The sequence below is a fragment of the Alteromonas sp. ABH2_165 genome (genome assembly GCF_056159945.1).
The window spans coordinates 371,386-386,571 of record NZ_JBSWWF010000001.1; the positions used below are offsets into that span (position 1 = coordinate 371,386).

14 protein-coding genes are annotated in these 15,186 nt (G+C 49.4%); all 14 read left to right on the forward strand.

The features are described from left to right. The first annotated feature begins 23 nt into the window (after positions 1–23). The 14 genes from flhF to metH all read left to right on the forward strand — a co-directional run bounded on the left by flhF (position 24) and on the right by metH (position 15,165). The gene (gene flhF / locus ACXAFQ_RS01590; protein ID WP_474817845.1) at positions 24–1,520 is read left to right on the forward strand and encodes a flagellar biosynthesis protein FlhF; all 1,497 of its coding nucleotides are present in this window, start codon (positions 24–26) and stop codon (positions 1,518–1,520) included. Beyond that, entirely contained in the window at positions 1,517–2,383 is an 867-nt protein-coding gene (locus ACXAFQ_RS01595) for a MinD/ParA family protein (RefSeq protein ID WP_070127022.1), read from the forward strand. Before flhF ends, ACXAFQ_RS01595 begins: the two co-directional genes overlap by 4 nt. After that, complete coding sequence (locus tag ACXAFQ_RS01600; RefSeq protein WP_070127021.1) at positions 2,380–3,108, forward strand: RNA polymerase sigma factor FliA; 729 nt, start codon at positions 2,380–2,382, stop codon at positions 3,106–3,108. Before ACXAFQ_RS01595 ends, ACXAFQ_RS01600 begins: the two co-directional genes overlap by 4 nt. A gap of 48 nt (positions 3,109–3,156) precedes the next feature. After that, complete coding sequence (gene cheY / locus ACXAFQ_RS01605; protein WP_070127020.1) at positions 3,157–3,540, forward strand: chemotaxis response regulator CheY; 384 nt, start codon at positions 3,157–3,159, stop codon at positions 3,538–3,540. Between the two features lie 34 nt (positions 3,541–3,574). Continuing rightward, the gene (locus tag ACXAFQ_RS01610) at positions 3,575–4,318 is read left to right on the forward strand and encodes a protein phosphatase CheZ (protein WP_474817846.1); all 744 of its coding nucleotides are present in this window, start codon (positions 3,575–3,577) and stop codon (positions 4,316–4,318) included. Between the two features lie 12 nt (positions 4,319–4,330). Further along, positions 4,331–6,604: a chemotaxis protein CheA gene (locus ACXAFQ_RS01615; protein ID WP_474817847.1), complete on the forward strand. Its 2,274-nt coding sequence runs from the start codon at positions 4,331–4,333 to the stop codon at positions 6,602–6,604. Between the two features lie 24 nt (positions 6,605–6,628). Continuing rightward, positions 6,629–7,774: a protein-glutamate methylesterase/protein-glutamine glutaminase gene (locus ACXAFQ_RS01620; protein WP_474817848.1), complete on the forward strand. Its 1,146-nt coding sequence runs from the start codon at positions 6,629–6,631 to the stop codon at positions 7,772–7,774. Positions 7,775–7,802: 28 nt separating this feature from the next. Beyond that, positions 7,803–8,567, forward strand: a complete 765-nt coding sequence (locus tag ACXAFQ_RS01625; protein WP_474817849.1) for a ParA family protein — start codon at positions 7,803–7,805, stop codon at positions 8,565–8,567. Positions 8,568–8,574: 7 nt separating this feature from the next. Further along, complete coding sequence (locus ACXAFQ_RS01630; protein WP_474817850.1) at positions 8,575–9,309, forward strand: chemotaxis protein CheW; 735 nt, start codon at positions 8,575–8,577, stop codon at positions 9,307–9,309. Positions 9,310–9,324: 15 nt separating this feature from the next. Further along, positions 9,325–9,813 (forward strand): chemotaxis protein CheW, encoded by a 489-nt coding sequence (locus ACXAFQ_RS01635; RefSeq protein ID WP_474817851.1) that lies wholly within the window; start codon positions 9,325–9,327, stop codon positions 9,811–9,813. A gap of 78 nt (positions 9,814–9,891) precedes the next feature. Next, positions 9,892–10,311 carry a DUF2802 domain-containing protein gene (locus ACXAFQ_RS01640; protein WP_474817852.1) on the forward strand — a complete coding sequence of 140 codons (420 nt, stop codon included), beginning with the start codon at positions 9,892–9,894 and terminating at the stop codon, positions 10,309–10,311. A 222-nt stretch (positions 10,312–10,533) separates the two neighbouring features. After that, a complete protein-coding gene (gene metA / locus ACXAFQ_RS01645; RefSeq protein WP_474817853.1) occupies positions 10,534–11,472 on the forward strand; it encodes a homoserine O-succinyltransferase MetA in 939 nt (312 codons plus the stop codon). Between the two features lie 3 nt (positions 11,473–11,475). After that, the gene (locus ACXAFQ_RS01650) at positions 11,476–12,531 is read left to right on the forward strand and encodes a homocysteine S-methyltransferase family protein (RefSeq protein WP_474817854.1); all 1,056 of its coding nucleotides are present in this window, start codon (positions 11,476–11,478) and stop codon (positions 12,529–12,531) included. 9 nt (positions 12,532–12,540) lie between these two features. After that, the gene (gene metH / locus ACXAFQ_RS01655) at positions 12,541–15,165 is read left to right on the forward strand and encodes a methionine synthase (RefSeq protein ID WP_474817855.1); all 2,625 of its coding nucleotides are present in this window, start codon (positions 12,541–12,543) and stop codon (positions 15,163–15,165) included. The last annotated feature ends 21 nt before the right edge of the window (positions 15,166–15,186 follow it).

Here is a 15,186-nt window from a genome sequence, read left to right on the forward strand (position 1 = left end):
ACTGGGTGAGTGAAGAGGTTGAGATGAAAATCAGACGTTTTTTTGGCAAAGATATGCGGGAAGCGTTAAGCCAGGTAAAAGCCGAATTGGGCAGTGATGCCGTCATTATGTCGAACCGTAAAGTGGCCGATGGTATTGAGCTGGTGGCTGCTTACGATAAAGAACCTGAGGCAAAACTTAACCTGAACACGCGCCATGACAACAAAGCATCCGCGGGCCAGCAAAAGGCCACGCCGAGCCTGAGCGAAATTATTGGTGATGATGGTCCTGACAACCTCCGTGCATTATTAGAAAAGCAGGCTGCCGAGCGAAACGCAGCGGCTGACGCTGCTACGCAGCAAAACGCACCGCGCCAGGTTCAGCCTCATTCCCAGCGCGACCTTGCTCAGCCTCAATATCAATCACAGCCTAAGGCACAAGCTCAGCCACATTCCCAGCGCCCACAGCAGCAAACTGCACAGCAAGACAATGATGTATTTTCTTTTGCTGATGTATTTAATCACGGGCGCAACAACACTGCACCAGCTTCACAAATGAGCCCTGACTTCGAAGCTGCGCCTTCTCAGCAGGCACCTTCGAGTAACGCGCAGGGCAATAGTGAACTGGATGCCATCAAAGAGGAATTGGCGTCTTTACGTAATGTGCTGCAATATCAGGTGGCCGACCTGATGGAAGCGAAGAAAAAGCGTCAGCGACCCGTTCACAGCTACCTGATGCAATGCCTCACTGGCATGGGATTAAGCGTTGCGCTGGCTGAACAGTTAGTACATTACACGCCTTCACAGTACACCGAGCGTGAAGCGTGGATTTATTTGTTGAACCTGTTGGCTAACCGTCTGAACGTTTCGGGTAACGATATTCTTACGCAAACCGGTGTTGTTGCACTGGTCGGTCCAACTGGCACGGGCAAAACCACTACCGTTGCAAAGCTTGCTGCACGTTATGCACAAAAGTACGGGGCAGAGCAGGTAGCGATGATCACCATCGATACCTATCGGATTGCAGCTTATGAACAGCTGGCGACTTACGGCAAAATTATTGGCTGTACTACCCGAAAAGCACAAAGTAGCGAAGAATTAGCTGAACAACTCTTTCAGTTACGTCATAAACGTCTAATATTAATAGATACAGCAGGTTTTAGTCAGCGAGATAGCCGATTAATTCAACAACTTGGTCAGTTTAGCAACGGTCAAATGCAACCTGTACGTAAATACCTGGTTGCGCAAGCTAATACCCAATATCCTGCTCTGCAGCGCATTATTGCAGCGTATAATTCGGTTAAACTCGACGGCTGTATCTTCACTAAAATTGATGAGTGCTACAGTTTGGGTGAGGTATTAAGCGTTGCTGTTGAGCAGCAGCTACCGGTGAGTTATGTGACCGATGGCCAGCAGGTGCCTGAAGATATTAAAGTTGCTGATGCGAAATCTCTCGTATCTGCAGCGGCAAAGCTTTATAAAAAGTACGGTTTGAATCATACTAAGCATAATCATGAAGTTAATTCAGTTAAGGCAGTATGATCGAAGATCAAGCGAGTAGCTTACGAAAGATGAATCAATCACGCCTCATTAAGGTTATAGCCGTCACCGGCGGTAAGGGTGGTGTGGGTAAAACCAACATCACACTGAATACGGCCATCGCCATGGCAAAGCAAGGCAAACGGGTGATGGTGCTCGACGCCGACCTTGGCCTGGCTAACGTCGATGTTATGCTCGGACTGCGAGTAGAGAAGAACCTTTCTCATGTGCTGTCTGGCGAATGCACCCTCGACGATGTGCTGGTAACCGGCCCCCATGGCATCAAAATCGCACCGGCAACGTCGGGTACGCAGGCAATGACAGAATTGTCGCCTACCGAGCATGCAGGTCTAATTCGTGCGTTCAGTGAATTGCGCTCGCAAATCGACGTGCTCATTGTCGATACTGCAGCGGGTATTTCCGATATGGTGCTGAGTTTCTCCCGGGCGTCTCAGGATATTATGGTCGTGGTGTGCGACGAACCCACCTCGCTCACTGATGCCTATGCGTTAATTAAAATTCTAAATCGGGAACACGGTGTTTTTCGGTTTAAAATTGTTGCCAACATGGTGCGGGACATACGTGAAGGACAGGAGCTTTTCAGTAAATTATCAAAAGTCACTGGGCGTTTCCTTGATGTGGCGCTTGAACTGGTGGCTACCGTCCCCTTCGACGAGAATATTCGTCGAGCGGTAAGAAAGCAGACCGCCATCGTTGATGCTTTCCCAGGCTCGCCTGCCGCCGTAGCCATTAGTCAATTGGCGACCAAAGCGGCTAATTGGCCGGTTCCTGCCCAGCCAGGCGGACATCTCGAATTTTTCATCGAACAACTGGTAGCTAAACAAGCGGTAGGAAACCAACGTTGAACAGTAAAGCAGCAGCTTACCGACAACAGAATGACACTGCACAGTTGGTAGAGCGACATGCACCATTGGTTAAACGCATAGCCCATCATTTGATGGCCCGTTTACCTGCCAGTGTGCTTGTGGACGACCTGATACAGTCTGGCATGATCGGATTGCTGGAAGCTGCGAAAAATTTTGACGGTTCGAAGGGCGCCAGTTTTGAGACGTTTGCGGGTATTCGTATTCGCGGTGCCATGCTGGATGAAATTCGAAAAGGTGACTGGACTCCCCGTTCAGTGCACAAGAATAGCCGCGCAATCACAGAAGCTATCTCTTTAGTTGAAAGAGAAACAGGAAGAGATGCGCGCGATGTTGAAATAGCTGCTAAGCTAAATGTCAGCATTAATGATTATCATCAAATGCTTAACGAGGTCAATGCCGGAAAATTAATCGGTATCGAAGATCTCGGTGTATCTGAAGATGTGATCACAACAGAACAAAGTAAGGGTAATGACTCACCGTTAGAAGATCTTATGCAAGGCGCCTTTCAGAAAGCGCTGGCATACGCTATAACAACATTACCCGAGCGGGAAGCGATTGTATTGTCTCTGTACTATGACGAGGAACTGAACCTACGTGAAATAGGTGAAGTGCTCGACGTGAGTGAGTCCAGAGTCAGTCAAATTCACAGCCAAGCCATGTTAAAACTAAAAGCACGAATGCAATCCTGGCAGGCTGAAGAATAGCGCACACCAATATTAATAACGATTTACTATCCTTCACCGGAGGCTATTTTGGACAAGAGCATGAAAATTCTCGTGGTAGACGATTTTTCTACGATGAGACGAATCATAAAAAACCTGCTTAAAGATCTTGGATTTTCCAATATTCAGGAAGCTGACGATGGTAGTACAGCTTTGCCTATGCTCCAGCAAGGCGACTTCGACTTTGTCGTGACTGACTGGAACATGCCGGGAATGCAAGGGATCGATCTGCTTAGAGCTATCCGTGCTGACGACAAACTTAAACACTTACCAGTGCTCATGGTGACTGCAGAAGCGAAGAAAGAGCAAATTGTTGCTGCTGCACAAGCTGGCGTAAATGGATACGTGGTGAAACCATTTACAGCAGCTACACTAAAAGAGAAATTAGACAAAATCTTTCAGCGTTTAGGCTAACTTAGCAGCACCTGCCAGAGAAGAGGATTACTGGATGTCACCCATTAAAAAAGTCCCTATTTCGCTAGAAGAGGCGAAGCAACTGGTTAGTTATCTAGAGCAAGGGGATGATGAATCCGCCAATGCTCTGTTGGAGGCAGTATCAGCCAAGGAATCTGTGGAGCTCTTTGCCGAGGTTGGCAAGCTTACCCGTCAGCTCCATGATGCATTAAACACATTTCAATTAGACGAGCGCATCGCAGGCTTAGCCAACGATGATATTCCCGATGCGCAGACTCGTCTGAATTACGTCATCGAAGAAACAGAGAAAGCCGCCAACACCACAATGGATGCTGTCGAGTCATGCATGCCTATTGCGGAATCTCTGGCAGAGCGTATCGGCGCAATTGAGCCTGAATGGCAGAAACTCATGACCCGTCAAATCGAGCTAGGTGAGTTTAAGTCGTTGTGTTTGGAAATTGACTCCCTGTTTAAAGACGCATCTCAGGATTCGACTAAACTTAATAGTCTGTTAACCGAAGTGTTGATGGCACAAGGTTATCAGGATCTCACGGGGCAGGTTATTCGACGTGTAATCGATCTTGTGAAAGAAGTAGAAGATAGCTTGGTGAATATGTTGACTGTGTTTGGTGAAGCTGGTCAGCCTAAAGATAAAACACCCACCAAGAAGCCAGATGCGATTGAGGCAGAAGGCCCAATTCTTGATGCTGAAAAACGTGACGATGTAGTACAGGGTCAAGACGATGTGGATGACCTTCTATCAAGCCTTGGTTTTTAGGGGAGCGAATGAATGTCGTTTGAAGTTGATGAGGATATACTACAGGACTTTCTGGTTGAGGCTGGTGAGATCCTTGAACAATTACAGGAACAGCTGGTCGACCTGGAAAACAACCCGGAAGATGCTGACCTCCTCAACGCTATCTTCCGTGGGTATCACACTGTAAAAGGTGGTGCTGGTTTTCTTTCTCTAACCGAACTGGTAGAGATTTGTCACGGTGCAGAAAACGTCTTTGACGTGATGCGCAACGGTCAGCGCACGCTAACACCTGAACTTATGGATGTTATTCTCCAAGCCACGGATGTGGTTGTTGAGATGTTTGAACGTGTTAAAGCCCGCGAACCATTAGAGGCCGCAGACACAGCACTGGTCGATACCCTCCATAAACTCAGTAAGCCTGAATCCGCAGACGAAAATATTTTCGGCGATGTTTCAGCCGCAGCGCCGGTAGTTGAGGCGCCTGTCGAAGAAGAACCAGAACTCATTGTTGAAGAAACGCCTGTTGCACCCGAAGCTACTGCTGTGGCATCTGGCGACAGTGGTATTGAAGATATCTCAGAAGATGAGTTTGAAGCCTTGCTGGACCAATTACATGGTTCAGGTGCGCCTGGTCGTCCTGCTGAATCTGCAGCATCACCGGCCCCGGCAGCGCCAGCGGCACCTGCAGCGGGTGGCGATGGTGAAGATATCACCGATGATGAATTTGAAGCTCTACTTGATGAGCTTCACGGCAAAGGGCAGTTTAAAGGGCCATCAGATGCTGCGCCAGCACCGGCAGTCGCACCCGTTGAGCCGGCCGCAGATAGCGGTGACGACGAAATCACTGATGACGAATTTGAAGCCTTACTTGATCAATTGCATGGTAAAGGTCAAGGGCCTGCAGGTGGCGTCGAAGTAGACAATACTGCGACCAAAGCAGTTCAGGCCGCGAAAGCAGAACAGAGTAAGGCAGCAGAGCCGCCTAAGGCAGCAGAGCCGCCTAAGGCAGCTACACCGCCTCCGGCCGCCAAACCGGCGGAACCGGCGAAGCCTGCGACACCTGCTAAACCGGCAGCGGCCAGTAAACCTGCGCCTGCTGCTAAAGCCGCGCCAGCCAAGAAAGAAGAGAAGGCACCGCAAGCTGAAACCACTGTACGGGTTGATACCAAACGCCTCGATCAGATAATGAATATGGTGGGCGAGTTGGTGTTGGTGCGAAACCGCTTACTTAGCCTTGGCATCACCACAAACGATGAAGACATGTCGAAGGCCATTGCCAACCTCGACGTTGTAACGGGTGACTTACAAGGCGCGGTAATGAAAACCCGCATGCAGCCCATCAAGAAGGTTTTCGGTCGTTTCCCTCGGGTTGTACGTGACCTCGCCCGCAGCTTGAAAAAGGAAATTACCCTTGAGCTTGAGGGTGAAGATACCGACCTGGATAAAAACCTGGTTGAGGCACTGGCCGATCCGTTGGTTCACTTAGTTAGAAATTCCGTGGACCACGGTATTGAAATGCCAGATGACAGGGCAAATGCCGGAAAACCGCGCATGGGTACGGTTAAGCTATCAGCGTCGCAAGAGGGTGATCACATTCTGCTTACTATCGATGATGATGGTAAGGGCATGGACCCTGAAAAACTGAAAGAAATTGCAATCAGTCGCGGTGTTCTCGATGCCGATGCGGCAGCCAGAATGTCCGATGTTGAAGCATTCAACCTGATTTTTGCCCCGGGCTTCTCCACCAAAACCGAAATCAGTGATATTTCGGGTCGTGGTGTGGGCATGGACGTGGTGAAAACCAAGATTAACCAACTCAATGGTACCGTAAATATTGATTCTCAGATGGGTAAAGGAACCCGTCTTGAAATCAAAGTCCCACTGACGTTGGCAATTCTGCCTACCCTGATGATTGTTGTTGGCAAACAAACCTTCGCATTGCCGTTGGGTGCTGTGAATGAAATCATCAACATGGATATCAAAAAGACTAATACGGTAGATGGTCAACTGACCATGATAGTTCGTTCAAAAGCGATTCCATTGTTCTTCCTCGGCGAATGGTTAATTCGCGGACCAAAAGACATTAGCAAAGAAAAAGGACATGTGGTTGTGGTACAAATTGGTACCCAACAGGTCGGTTTTGTTGTCGACGCGCTAATTGGTCAGGAAGAAGTGGTGATTAAACCGCTGGATGCGTTGTTGCAAGGAACTCCAGGCATGGCCGGTGCAACCATTACATCTGATGGTGGTATTGCACTCATTCTGGATATCCCAAGTCTTCTTAAGCGCTATGCCCGTCGGTCATAGCTGCTAGTAAAGGAACTTCTTGTTATGGCGTTTAAAGTCCTTGTTGTGGACGACTCAACGTTTTATCGTCGCCGTGTCCGTGAAATTCTGGATGAAGACAGAGAACTTCAGGTTGTAGGTGAAGCCTGTAACGGCGAAGAAGCGCTGGATATGCTTGTCAAGCTATCGCCGGATGTAGTGACCATGGACGTCGAGATGCCGGTAATGGACGGCATCACGGCGGTCAAAAAGATTATGGCTAAACGTCCAATTCCAATTTTGATGTTTTCATCGCTGACTCACGAAGGTGCTCAGGCTACCCTGGACGCACTGGAAGCTGGTGCGTTGGATTTTCTTCCGAAGAAATTTGAAGAGATCTCTAAAAATCGCAAAGACGCTGCGAGCCTGCTGAGAACCAAAGTCAGGTTACTTGCGCGACGCGGTGTGGGTATACGCCGACCGCCAATGGCCCGTGCAGCTCCAGCACCTAAGCCTGCGCCTCCGATGCCTGCCAATGCACCCAAAGCCACGTTTTTTAAAAGCTCGTCTGTGCTTACAGGGCGGGCAGAAAGTGCCAGTGCCGCACCAGTGGTGTCTCAAGTTAAAGCCTCAGGCAAGCGTTATAAGTGCCTTGCCATTGGTGCATCAACCGGCGGGCCTGTGGCATTACAAAAAGTGCTTTCAGGTTTACCTGCTAACTTTCCTCATCCTATTGTTCTGGTTCAGCATATGCCCGGAACGTTTACCAATGCGTTTGCTCAGCGTTTACACAACAACTGTGATATCTCTGTGAAAGAAGCGGAGCAAGGTGACATCCTGCGGCCTGGTTGTGCGTATTTGGCGCCAGGGGGCAAGCAGATGGTGGTAGATTCCCGCTCTTTGCCAAATATTGCATTGCGTGATGCGCATGCTCACGAGAAAGATACCTACAAGCCCAGCGTGGATATTACCTTTAACAGTTTGGTTGATATTTACGGCGGCGACGTACTGTGTGTGATCCTTACCGGTATGGGAGCAGACGGGCGCGAAGGCTGTGACGCGTTGCATAAAAAAGGCGCAAAGGTGTGGGCTCAGGATGAAGATTCTTGCGTGGTTTATGGCATGCCGCAGGCTGTGGCAAAAGCCGGTATTGCGGAAAAGAGCATCAATATTGAACATATTGCATCGTGTATCCGCTCTGAGATGATGTAGAGCGAATTCAATCAGCAGGAGTTGAAGGTTGAAAATATGGACGATTGCCAACCAGAAGGGAGGAGTGGGAAAAACCACGACCACCGTTACGCTGGGAGGCATTCTAGCGCAACAGGGTAAACGGGTGTTATTAATCGACACCGATCCTCACGCGTCGCTCAGTTATTACTTTGGTACCGATGCAGAAGAACTAAGTGCCTCTGTTTACGATATTTTTATTAATCATCAGGAGATATCTGCCGATAGGGTACTGGACAGTTTGTGCCCCACCAAATTAGACAGCTTGTTTATTCTTCCGGCATCTATGGCATTAGCCACGCTGGACCGACAAATGGGTATGCAAAATGGTATGGGACTTATTCTTAAAAAAGCCTTGCAGACTGTGGAAAAGGAGTTCGATTACGTACTGATCGACTGCCCACCTGTATTGGGTGTATTGATGGTGAATGCGCTGGCAGCCTGCCATAAAGTGGTGGTGCCGGTGCAAACCGAATTTTTGGCACTTAAAGGTCTCGACAGAATGGTGCACACCCTAGAGATTATGGGGCGTTCGTTACGTAAGGAATTTGACACATTGATTGTGCCAACTATGTTTGATCGCAGGACAAATGCGGCCATCCAGGCACATCAAAAATTGCAAGACGATTACGGCAGTAAAGTGTGGAGTGATGTCATTCCCGTCGATACTCGGTTCAGAGATGCGAGTCAGGCACAGACACCTGCCTCTGTGGTTTATCCGAGATCGCGAGGGGTCTTCGCCTATACTAAACTGTTAGATGAATTGGAACTATGAGTCGACTATGAGCAAGAGTACGCCGTTCGCCCGTGAAGATGTGATGCAGGCGTATCTGGACAGCTTACTACAGAGTCCGGAAGACCCGGCAGATGTCACGGCAAACACCGCTCGGTTACTTGAGCAGGCGACTGCTGACATCGTGGCCCGGGAACCGGTAGCAACGCCCGTTGAAGAGGTTGACGTGGCTGCGCCTGTGGTGGAAGAAATTGAGGAAAGCATTGCTTCTGCAGAAGCCATTGTGGTACCTCAAGAGCCGGTGACTCACCGGCCCATTCAGGATTTGCTTGAGAATCGTTTCCAGGCACTGTTTTTTGAGGTAGCTGGTCTCACACTGGCGGTGCCTTTAGTGACACTAGGCGGTATCCACCGCATGGAAAAAGTCGGTGGGCTCATCGGTAAGCCTAAGTGGTTTAAAGGGGTGATGCTGCATCGTGAACAAAAAATAAACGTTGTTGATACTGCAATGTGGGTTATGCCAGAAAAATACGATCAAAATCTCGCAGAAACGCTAAACTATCAGTATCTTATTATGTTAGGGGACAGTTTGTGGGGCCTAGCCAGCGACAAACTGGTCAATACCGTTACTCTTACCAAGGACGAAGTGAAATGGCGTGAGGCCGGTGGCAAACGTCCATGGTTAGCGGGCATGGTAAAAGAAAGAATGTGTGCGTTAATCGACGTATATCAGTTAATTGCAATGCTAAATAACGGCTTAGGCAGTAATGACCAAACGCCTTAGCGGGGAGCCAGGTTAATGAATGACAAGACCACAAGTAATAATTCACCTGAGAAAGATCAGGTGCTTCAATGGGTCACCTACCGTTTAGGTGAAGAAACATACGGCATCAACGTTATGCAAGTACAGGAAGTACTGCGCTATACAGAAATTGCCCCAGTACCTGGCGCGCCAGACTATGTACTAGGTATCATTAATTTGCGTGGTAATGTTGTTACCGTTATCGATACCCGTGCCCGCTTTGGCTTGATGCCTGCTGATACCACAGACAATACCCGTATCGTAATTATCGAGTCGGATGAACAGGTAGTGGGTATTCTGGTTGATAGCGTTGCTGAAGTGGTTTATTTGAAGTCTTCAGAAATTGACAGCGCGCCAAACGTAGGCACAGAAGAGAGTGCCAAGTTTATTCAGGGCGTGAGCAACCGCGATGGCGAATTGTTGATTCTTGTCGACCTGAACAAGTTACTCAGTGATGACGAATGGGACGAACTGAGCGGCTTCTAAGCAATATCACTGCCCGTTACCCGGCGGGCAGTGCCTGAGCTTCTTTCCTTTCCCAATTTTTGGAGAATTAACGTTTATATGGATGTATCGGCCTTGTCCTTACTTGCCATTGCTACAGGGCTTCTGGCTGTTGTTGCCGTTATCTGGCTGTATTTTCATTTTAATAAGCGTTTGACTCACCTTATACAAACGCATCTTGAGAGCGAATCCCGCGCCGACATGCTCAGTGACGATGTGAAAAATCTTGAAAACCAAATTGCCGAAATGCAAACCCGCTCCATGGTGCAGGGAAAGCACATGCGTGAATTGGCCGACCAATGTGACCAGTTTGAAAACCAGTTGCGGGAAGTGAAGCAACAGGACCCTTCAATGCGCTTATACACCCGTGCCGCCGAACTGGTAAAGTCGGGCGCTTCAGTGGAAGAGGTGATGCAAGCTTGTGACTTGCCCAGAGCAGAAGCTGAACTGCTGATGAGTATGCACAGCCAGCGAAGTTAATCATGCTGGTGTGCATCTCTAATTAATCTGCAATACCTTTCCCCGATACTTTCGCTAACAGCCACGCAGGCAATTATCAAGGGTGCTATGCTTTACCAAGCGATATGTGCTTCAACTCCTAAGGTAAAACTTAAGCCGTTTAGACGTCCAGCCGTAAAGATGTTGACATCGCAAGTGATTCAGCCACAATAGCGGCATATTCTGTCAATCATTGGAGCATCCATGCCTATCTGTATCCCAGGTCAACTTCCCGCGCAGGACGTGTTATCCGGTGAAAATATTTTCACTATGGACAGCAACCGAGCCGCCACTCAGGATATTCGCCCTATGGAAGTAGGGATCCTGAACCTGATGCCGAATAAAATTGAGACAGAAGTTCAAATCCTCAGGTTGCTTTCTAACACGCCACTGCAGGTGAACGTTAACCTTATTCGTGTCGATAATCTGGCACCCAAACATACACCCCAGGCGCACATGGACGCCTTTTATCACGACTTCTCAGAAATCGAAAGTAAGAAGTACGATGGTCTGATCGTGACTGGCGCACCGTTGGCGCATTTGCCCTACGAAGATGTGAAATACTGGGACAACATGAAAGATATTCTGGAGTGGGCACAACGCAACGTGCAGTCCACCATGTATCTTTGCTGGGCAGCACATGCGGCTATGTACCACTTTTATGGTGTACAGCGAGCGCTTCGTGATAATAAGTTATCTGGTGTATTCGAGCATAAGGTACTAGACCCGTACAATGAATTGCTGCGCGGTTTCGACCCGTACTTTTATGCGCCACATTCCCGGTTTGGCTATATCGATTCAGATGTCTACAATAGCGTGAAAGGTTTGCACGTAATCACCGAATCCCCTGAAGCAGGTGCCTACACCGTGGTGTCTGATGATAAGCGGATGGTGTTCGTAACAGGCCACCCGGAATACGATCCGGAAACGCTGCACGATGAATACTATCGCGACTTACAGGCAGATTTGCATCCTGCCATTCCGGCAAATTATTTTACCGACGACGATCCGACAAAAGCGCCTTTAGTCCGTTGGCGGTCTCATGGTAGTCTCATGTTTAATAACTGGCTGAACTATTATGTTTACCAGACTACCCCGTACGATTTGAACCAGCTGGCAGAAAAAGCCCAGCCGAAGAGGTAACCCGTGAGTTCAGACAAACAACACGCTCTGCTGGACGCGGCAGCAAAACGCATTCTTATCCTGGATGGCGCCATGGGCACCATGATCCAGGAACACAAGCTGGAAGAAGAAGATTATCGCGGCAAGGAATTCGCCGACTGGCACTGCGATGTGAAGGGCAATAATGACTTGCTGGCCATTACACAGCCCAAGATCATTTACGATATTCACTGTGCTTATCTTGAGGCAGGGGCGGATATCATTGAAACCAATACCTTTAACGCCACCACCATCGCCATGGCCGATTACGACATGGAAGCGCAGTCAAAAGACATCAATATTGCCGCGGCGAAACTGGCCCGCAAAGCCTGCGATGAATTTACCGCGAAAACCCCAGACAAGCCGCGTTATGTGGCCGGTGTGTTAGGGCCCACAAACCGCACAGCCTCGATTTCGCCTGACGTAAACGATCCGGGCAAACGCAACGTAACCTTTGATGAGCTGGTGGAAGCCTACATTGAATCGACAGAAGCGTTGCTGGATGGCGGTGCGGATATCATCTTGATTGAAACCATCTTCGATACCTTGAATGCCAAGGCCGCCGTATTTGCCGTTGAATCTGTTTTCGATAAGCGCGGCAGCCGCGTACCGGTAATGGTGTCTGGTACTATTACCGATGCCTCGGGTCGTACCCTGTCTGGCCAGACGGCTGAAGCGTTTTATTATTCCATGCGTCATGTAACGCCGCTGTCCATGGGGCTCAATTGTGCCCTTGGCCCTGATTTGCTACGTCAGTATGTGGATGAAATCAGCAATATTGCAGAGTGTTTAGTATCAGCGCACCCGAACGCCGGTCTGCCTAACGAGTTTGGTGAATACGATCTCGGCGCTGAGGAAATGGCGAAGCACATTGAAGAATGGGCGCAGTCTGGCCTGGTGAATATTGTCGGTGGCTGCTGTGGCAGCACCCCGGAGCATATTCGCGCCATGGCGGAAGCCGTTGAAGGCGTTGCACCACGAAAAGTGCCGCACTTCGAACCTAAAATGCGCCTTTCCGGCCTCGAACCTTTTGTTCACTAAGGTGTTATTGTGACAGCAGAGTTTTCAACATTTATCAACGTTGGTGAACGGACCAACGTCACCGGTTCCGCTATTTTCAAGCGCCTTATTCTGAATGCAGAGTATGAAAAAGCGCTGGATGTTGCCCGCCAGCAGGTGGAGAACGGCGCACAAATCATCGATATCAACATGGACGAAGCCATGTTGGATTCGGTGGAGGCCATGCGTACCTTCCTGAATCTGATTGCGTCTGAGCCGGATATCTGCAAAGTGCCTATCATGATCGACTCTTCCAAGTGGGAAGTCATCGAAACAGGCCTGAAATGTGTACAGGGTAAAGCCATCGTTAACTCCATCAGCCTGAAAGAAGGAAAGGAGCAGTTTCTGCATCATGCGAAACTGATTAAAAGATACGGTGCCGCTACCGTGGTTATGGCCTTTGACGAAACCGGTCAGGCGGATACCAAGCAGCGTAAAGTGGAAATCTGTCAGCGCAGCTACAAAATCCTTACGGAAGAGGTGGGCTTCCCGCCGGAAGATATCATTTTCGATCCGAATATTTTTGCAGTTGCTACCGGTATTGAAGAACACAATAACTACGCGGTGGACTTCATCGAAGCAACCCGCATCATCCGCGAGACCTGTCCGCATGCCCACATCAGCGGTGGCCTGTCGAATATCTCGTTCTCTTTCCGGGGTAACAATCCGGTGCGTGAAGCCATGCACTCGGTATTTCTGTATCACGCGATTCGCGCGGGTATGGACATGGGCATTGTCAATGCCGGTCAGCTGGAAGTGTACGACCAGATACCTGACGAGCTTCGCGAAGCTGTAGAAGATGTGATTCTGAACCGTCGTGAAGACGGCACCGAGCGTCTGCTGGACATTGCGCCGAAATATCAGGGCGATGGTAGAGCGGCGGCGGTGGAAGATCTCACCTGGCGTGAGCAGTCGGTGAATAAGCGTCTTGAACACGCGCTGGTAAAAGGCATCACCGATTACATTATTGAAGATACCGAAGAAGCCCGCCTGGCCGCTGAACGTCCGCTGCACGTTATTGAAGGGCCGTTGATGGACGGCATGAACGTGGTAGGTGACTTGTTCGGTGAAGGTAAAATGTTCCTGCCTCAGGTGGTGAAATCTGCCCGGGTAATGAAAAAAGCCGTCGCACATTTGCAGCCATACATCGAAGCCGAGAAAGACGGCGAATCGAAGAGTAACGGTAAGATCCTCATGGCTACCGTGAAGGGCGACGTGCACGATATTGGTAAAAATATCGTTGGCGTGGTGCTGCAGTGTAATAACTTTGAAGTCGTAGACTTGGGCGTGATGGTGCCTTGCGCTACCATTTTGCAGGTGGCGAAAGACGAAAAGGTAGACATGATTGGTCTGTCGGGTCTTATCACGCCGTCACTGGATGAAATGGTCTATGTGGCGAAGGAAATGGAGCGCCTGGGCCTGGATTTACCGCTACTAATTGGTGGTGCTACCACCTCTAAAGCACATACCGCGGTGAAGATTGAACAAAACTATCATGGCCCGGTTGCTTATGTACCGAACGCCAGTCGGGCAGTGGGTGTGTGTCAGAAACTGATTAATCCAGAGTCTCGTAAAAAGTTCGAGCAGGAATTGACTGACGAATACGACAAGGTACGTGCACAGCATGCCCGTAAACAGCCCCGCAGCCGTCCGGTAACGTTAGAAGAAGCGCGTGCAAATGCATATCAGCCAGATTTCTCTGCGCAGCCTGTGAAGCCCAACAAGCTCGGTGTTACGCCGGTTACTGTTAAGCTTGAAACCTTGCGTGACTATATCGACTGGACACCGTTTTTCCTGACGTGGTCACTGGCCGGCAAGTTTCCCCGCATTCTTGATGATGAAGTGGTGGGCGAACAGGCAAAAGAACTGTATGCCGACGCCAACAAGATGCTAGATAAGATCATTGCTGATGGCAGTTTGCAGGCCAAAGGTGTGCTGGGTCTGTTCCCGGCAAACCGGGTAGGTGACGACGTTGAAATTTATACCGATGAAAGCCGTGAAAGCGTGCTGGGTGTGTCCCACCATCTGCGCCAGCAAACCCTGAAAGACAAATTTGCGAACTATTGTTTGTCAGATTTCGTTGCAGCAAAAGACAGCGGTATTGCCGATTACATGGGCGCCTTTGCGGTGACCGGTGGTATCGGTGAAGACGAACTGGCCGAATCGTATAACCAAGCCGGTGACGACTATAACGCAATTATGGTGAAAGCCGTTGCCGATCGTCTGGCAGAAGCCTTCGCTGAATATCTGCATGAACAGGTTCGAAAAGAATACTGGGGCTTTGTGCCAGATGAAAACTTGGATAACGACGCCCTTATTCGCGAGAAATACCAAGGTATTCGCCCTGCACCGGGTTATGCGGCGTGTCCTGAACACACTGAAAAGCAACTAATCTGGGATCTGCTGGACGCCGAGAAACATACCACCATGCGCCTCACTGAAAGCTACGCCATGTGGCCGGGGGCGGCAGTATCAGGGTGGTATTTCTCTCATCCTGAATCCCGCTATTTTGCAGTGGCAAAAATCCAACGCGACCAGCTGGAAGATTATGCCGCCCGCAAAGGCTGGACAATGGAAGAAGCCGAGAAATGGCTGGCTCCTAACCTTGATGACTGATCGCTTGATGATAAACGGATG

What these genes read in the sequence shown, in the direction of transcription:
- ACXAFQ_RS01630 (WP_474817850.1), top strand. Translation starts at nt 8,575, where the DNA reads ATGAGCAAGAGTACGCCGTTCGCCCGTGAAGATGTGATGCAGGCGTAT.
- ACXAFQ_RS01640 (WP_474817852.1), top strand. Translation starts at nt 9,892, where the DNA reads ATGGATGTATCGGCCTTGTCCTTACTTGCCATTGCTACAGGGCTTCTG.
- ACXAFQ_RS01610 (WP_474817846.1), top strand. Translation starts at nt 3,575, where the DNA reads ATGTCACCCATTAAAAAAGTCCCTATTTCGCTAGAAGAGGCGAAGCAA.
- ACXAFQ_RS01595 (WP_070127022.1), top strand. Translation starts at nt 1,517, where the DNA reads ATGATCGAAGATCAAGCGAGTAGCTTACGAAAGATGAATCAATCACGC.
- ACXAFQ_RS01635 (WP_474817851.1), top strand. Translation starts at nt 9,325, where the DNA reads ATGAATGACAAGACCACAAGTAATAATTCACCTGAGAAAGATCAGGTG.
- metA (WP_474817853.1), top strand. Translation starts at nt 10,534, where the DNA reads ATGCCTATCTGTATCCCAGGTCAACTTCCCGCGCAGGACGTGTTATCC.
- ACXAFQ_RS01615 (WP_474817847.1), top strand. Translation starts at nt 4,331, where the DNA reads ATGTCGTTTGAAGTTGATGAGGATATACTACAGGACTTTCTGGTTGAG.
- ACXAFQ_RS01620 (WP_474817848.1), top strand. Translation starts at nt 6,629, where the DNA reads ATGGCGTTTAAAGTCCTTGTTGTGGACGACTCAACGTTTTATCGTCGC.
- flhF (WP_474817845.1), top strand. Translation starts at nt 24, where the DNA reads ATGAAAATCAGACGTTTTTTTGGCAAAGATATGCGGGAAGCGTTAAGC.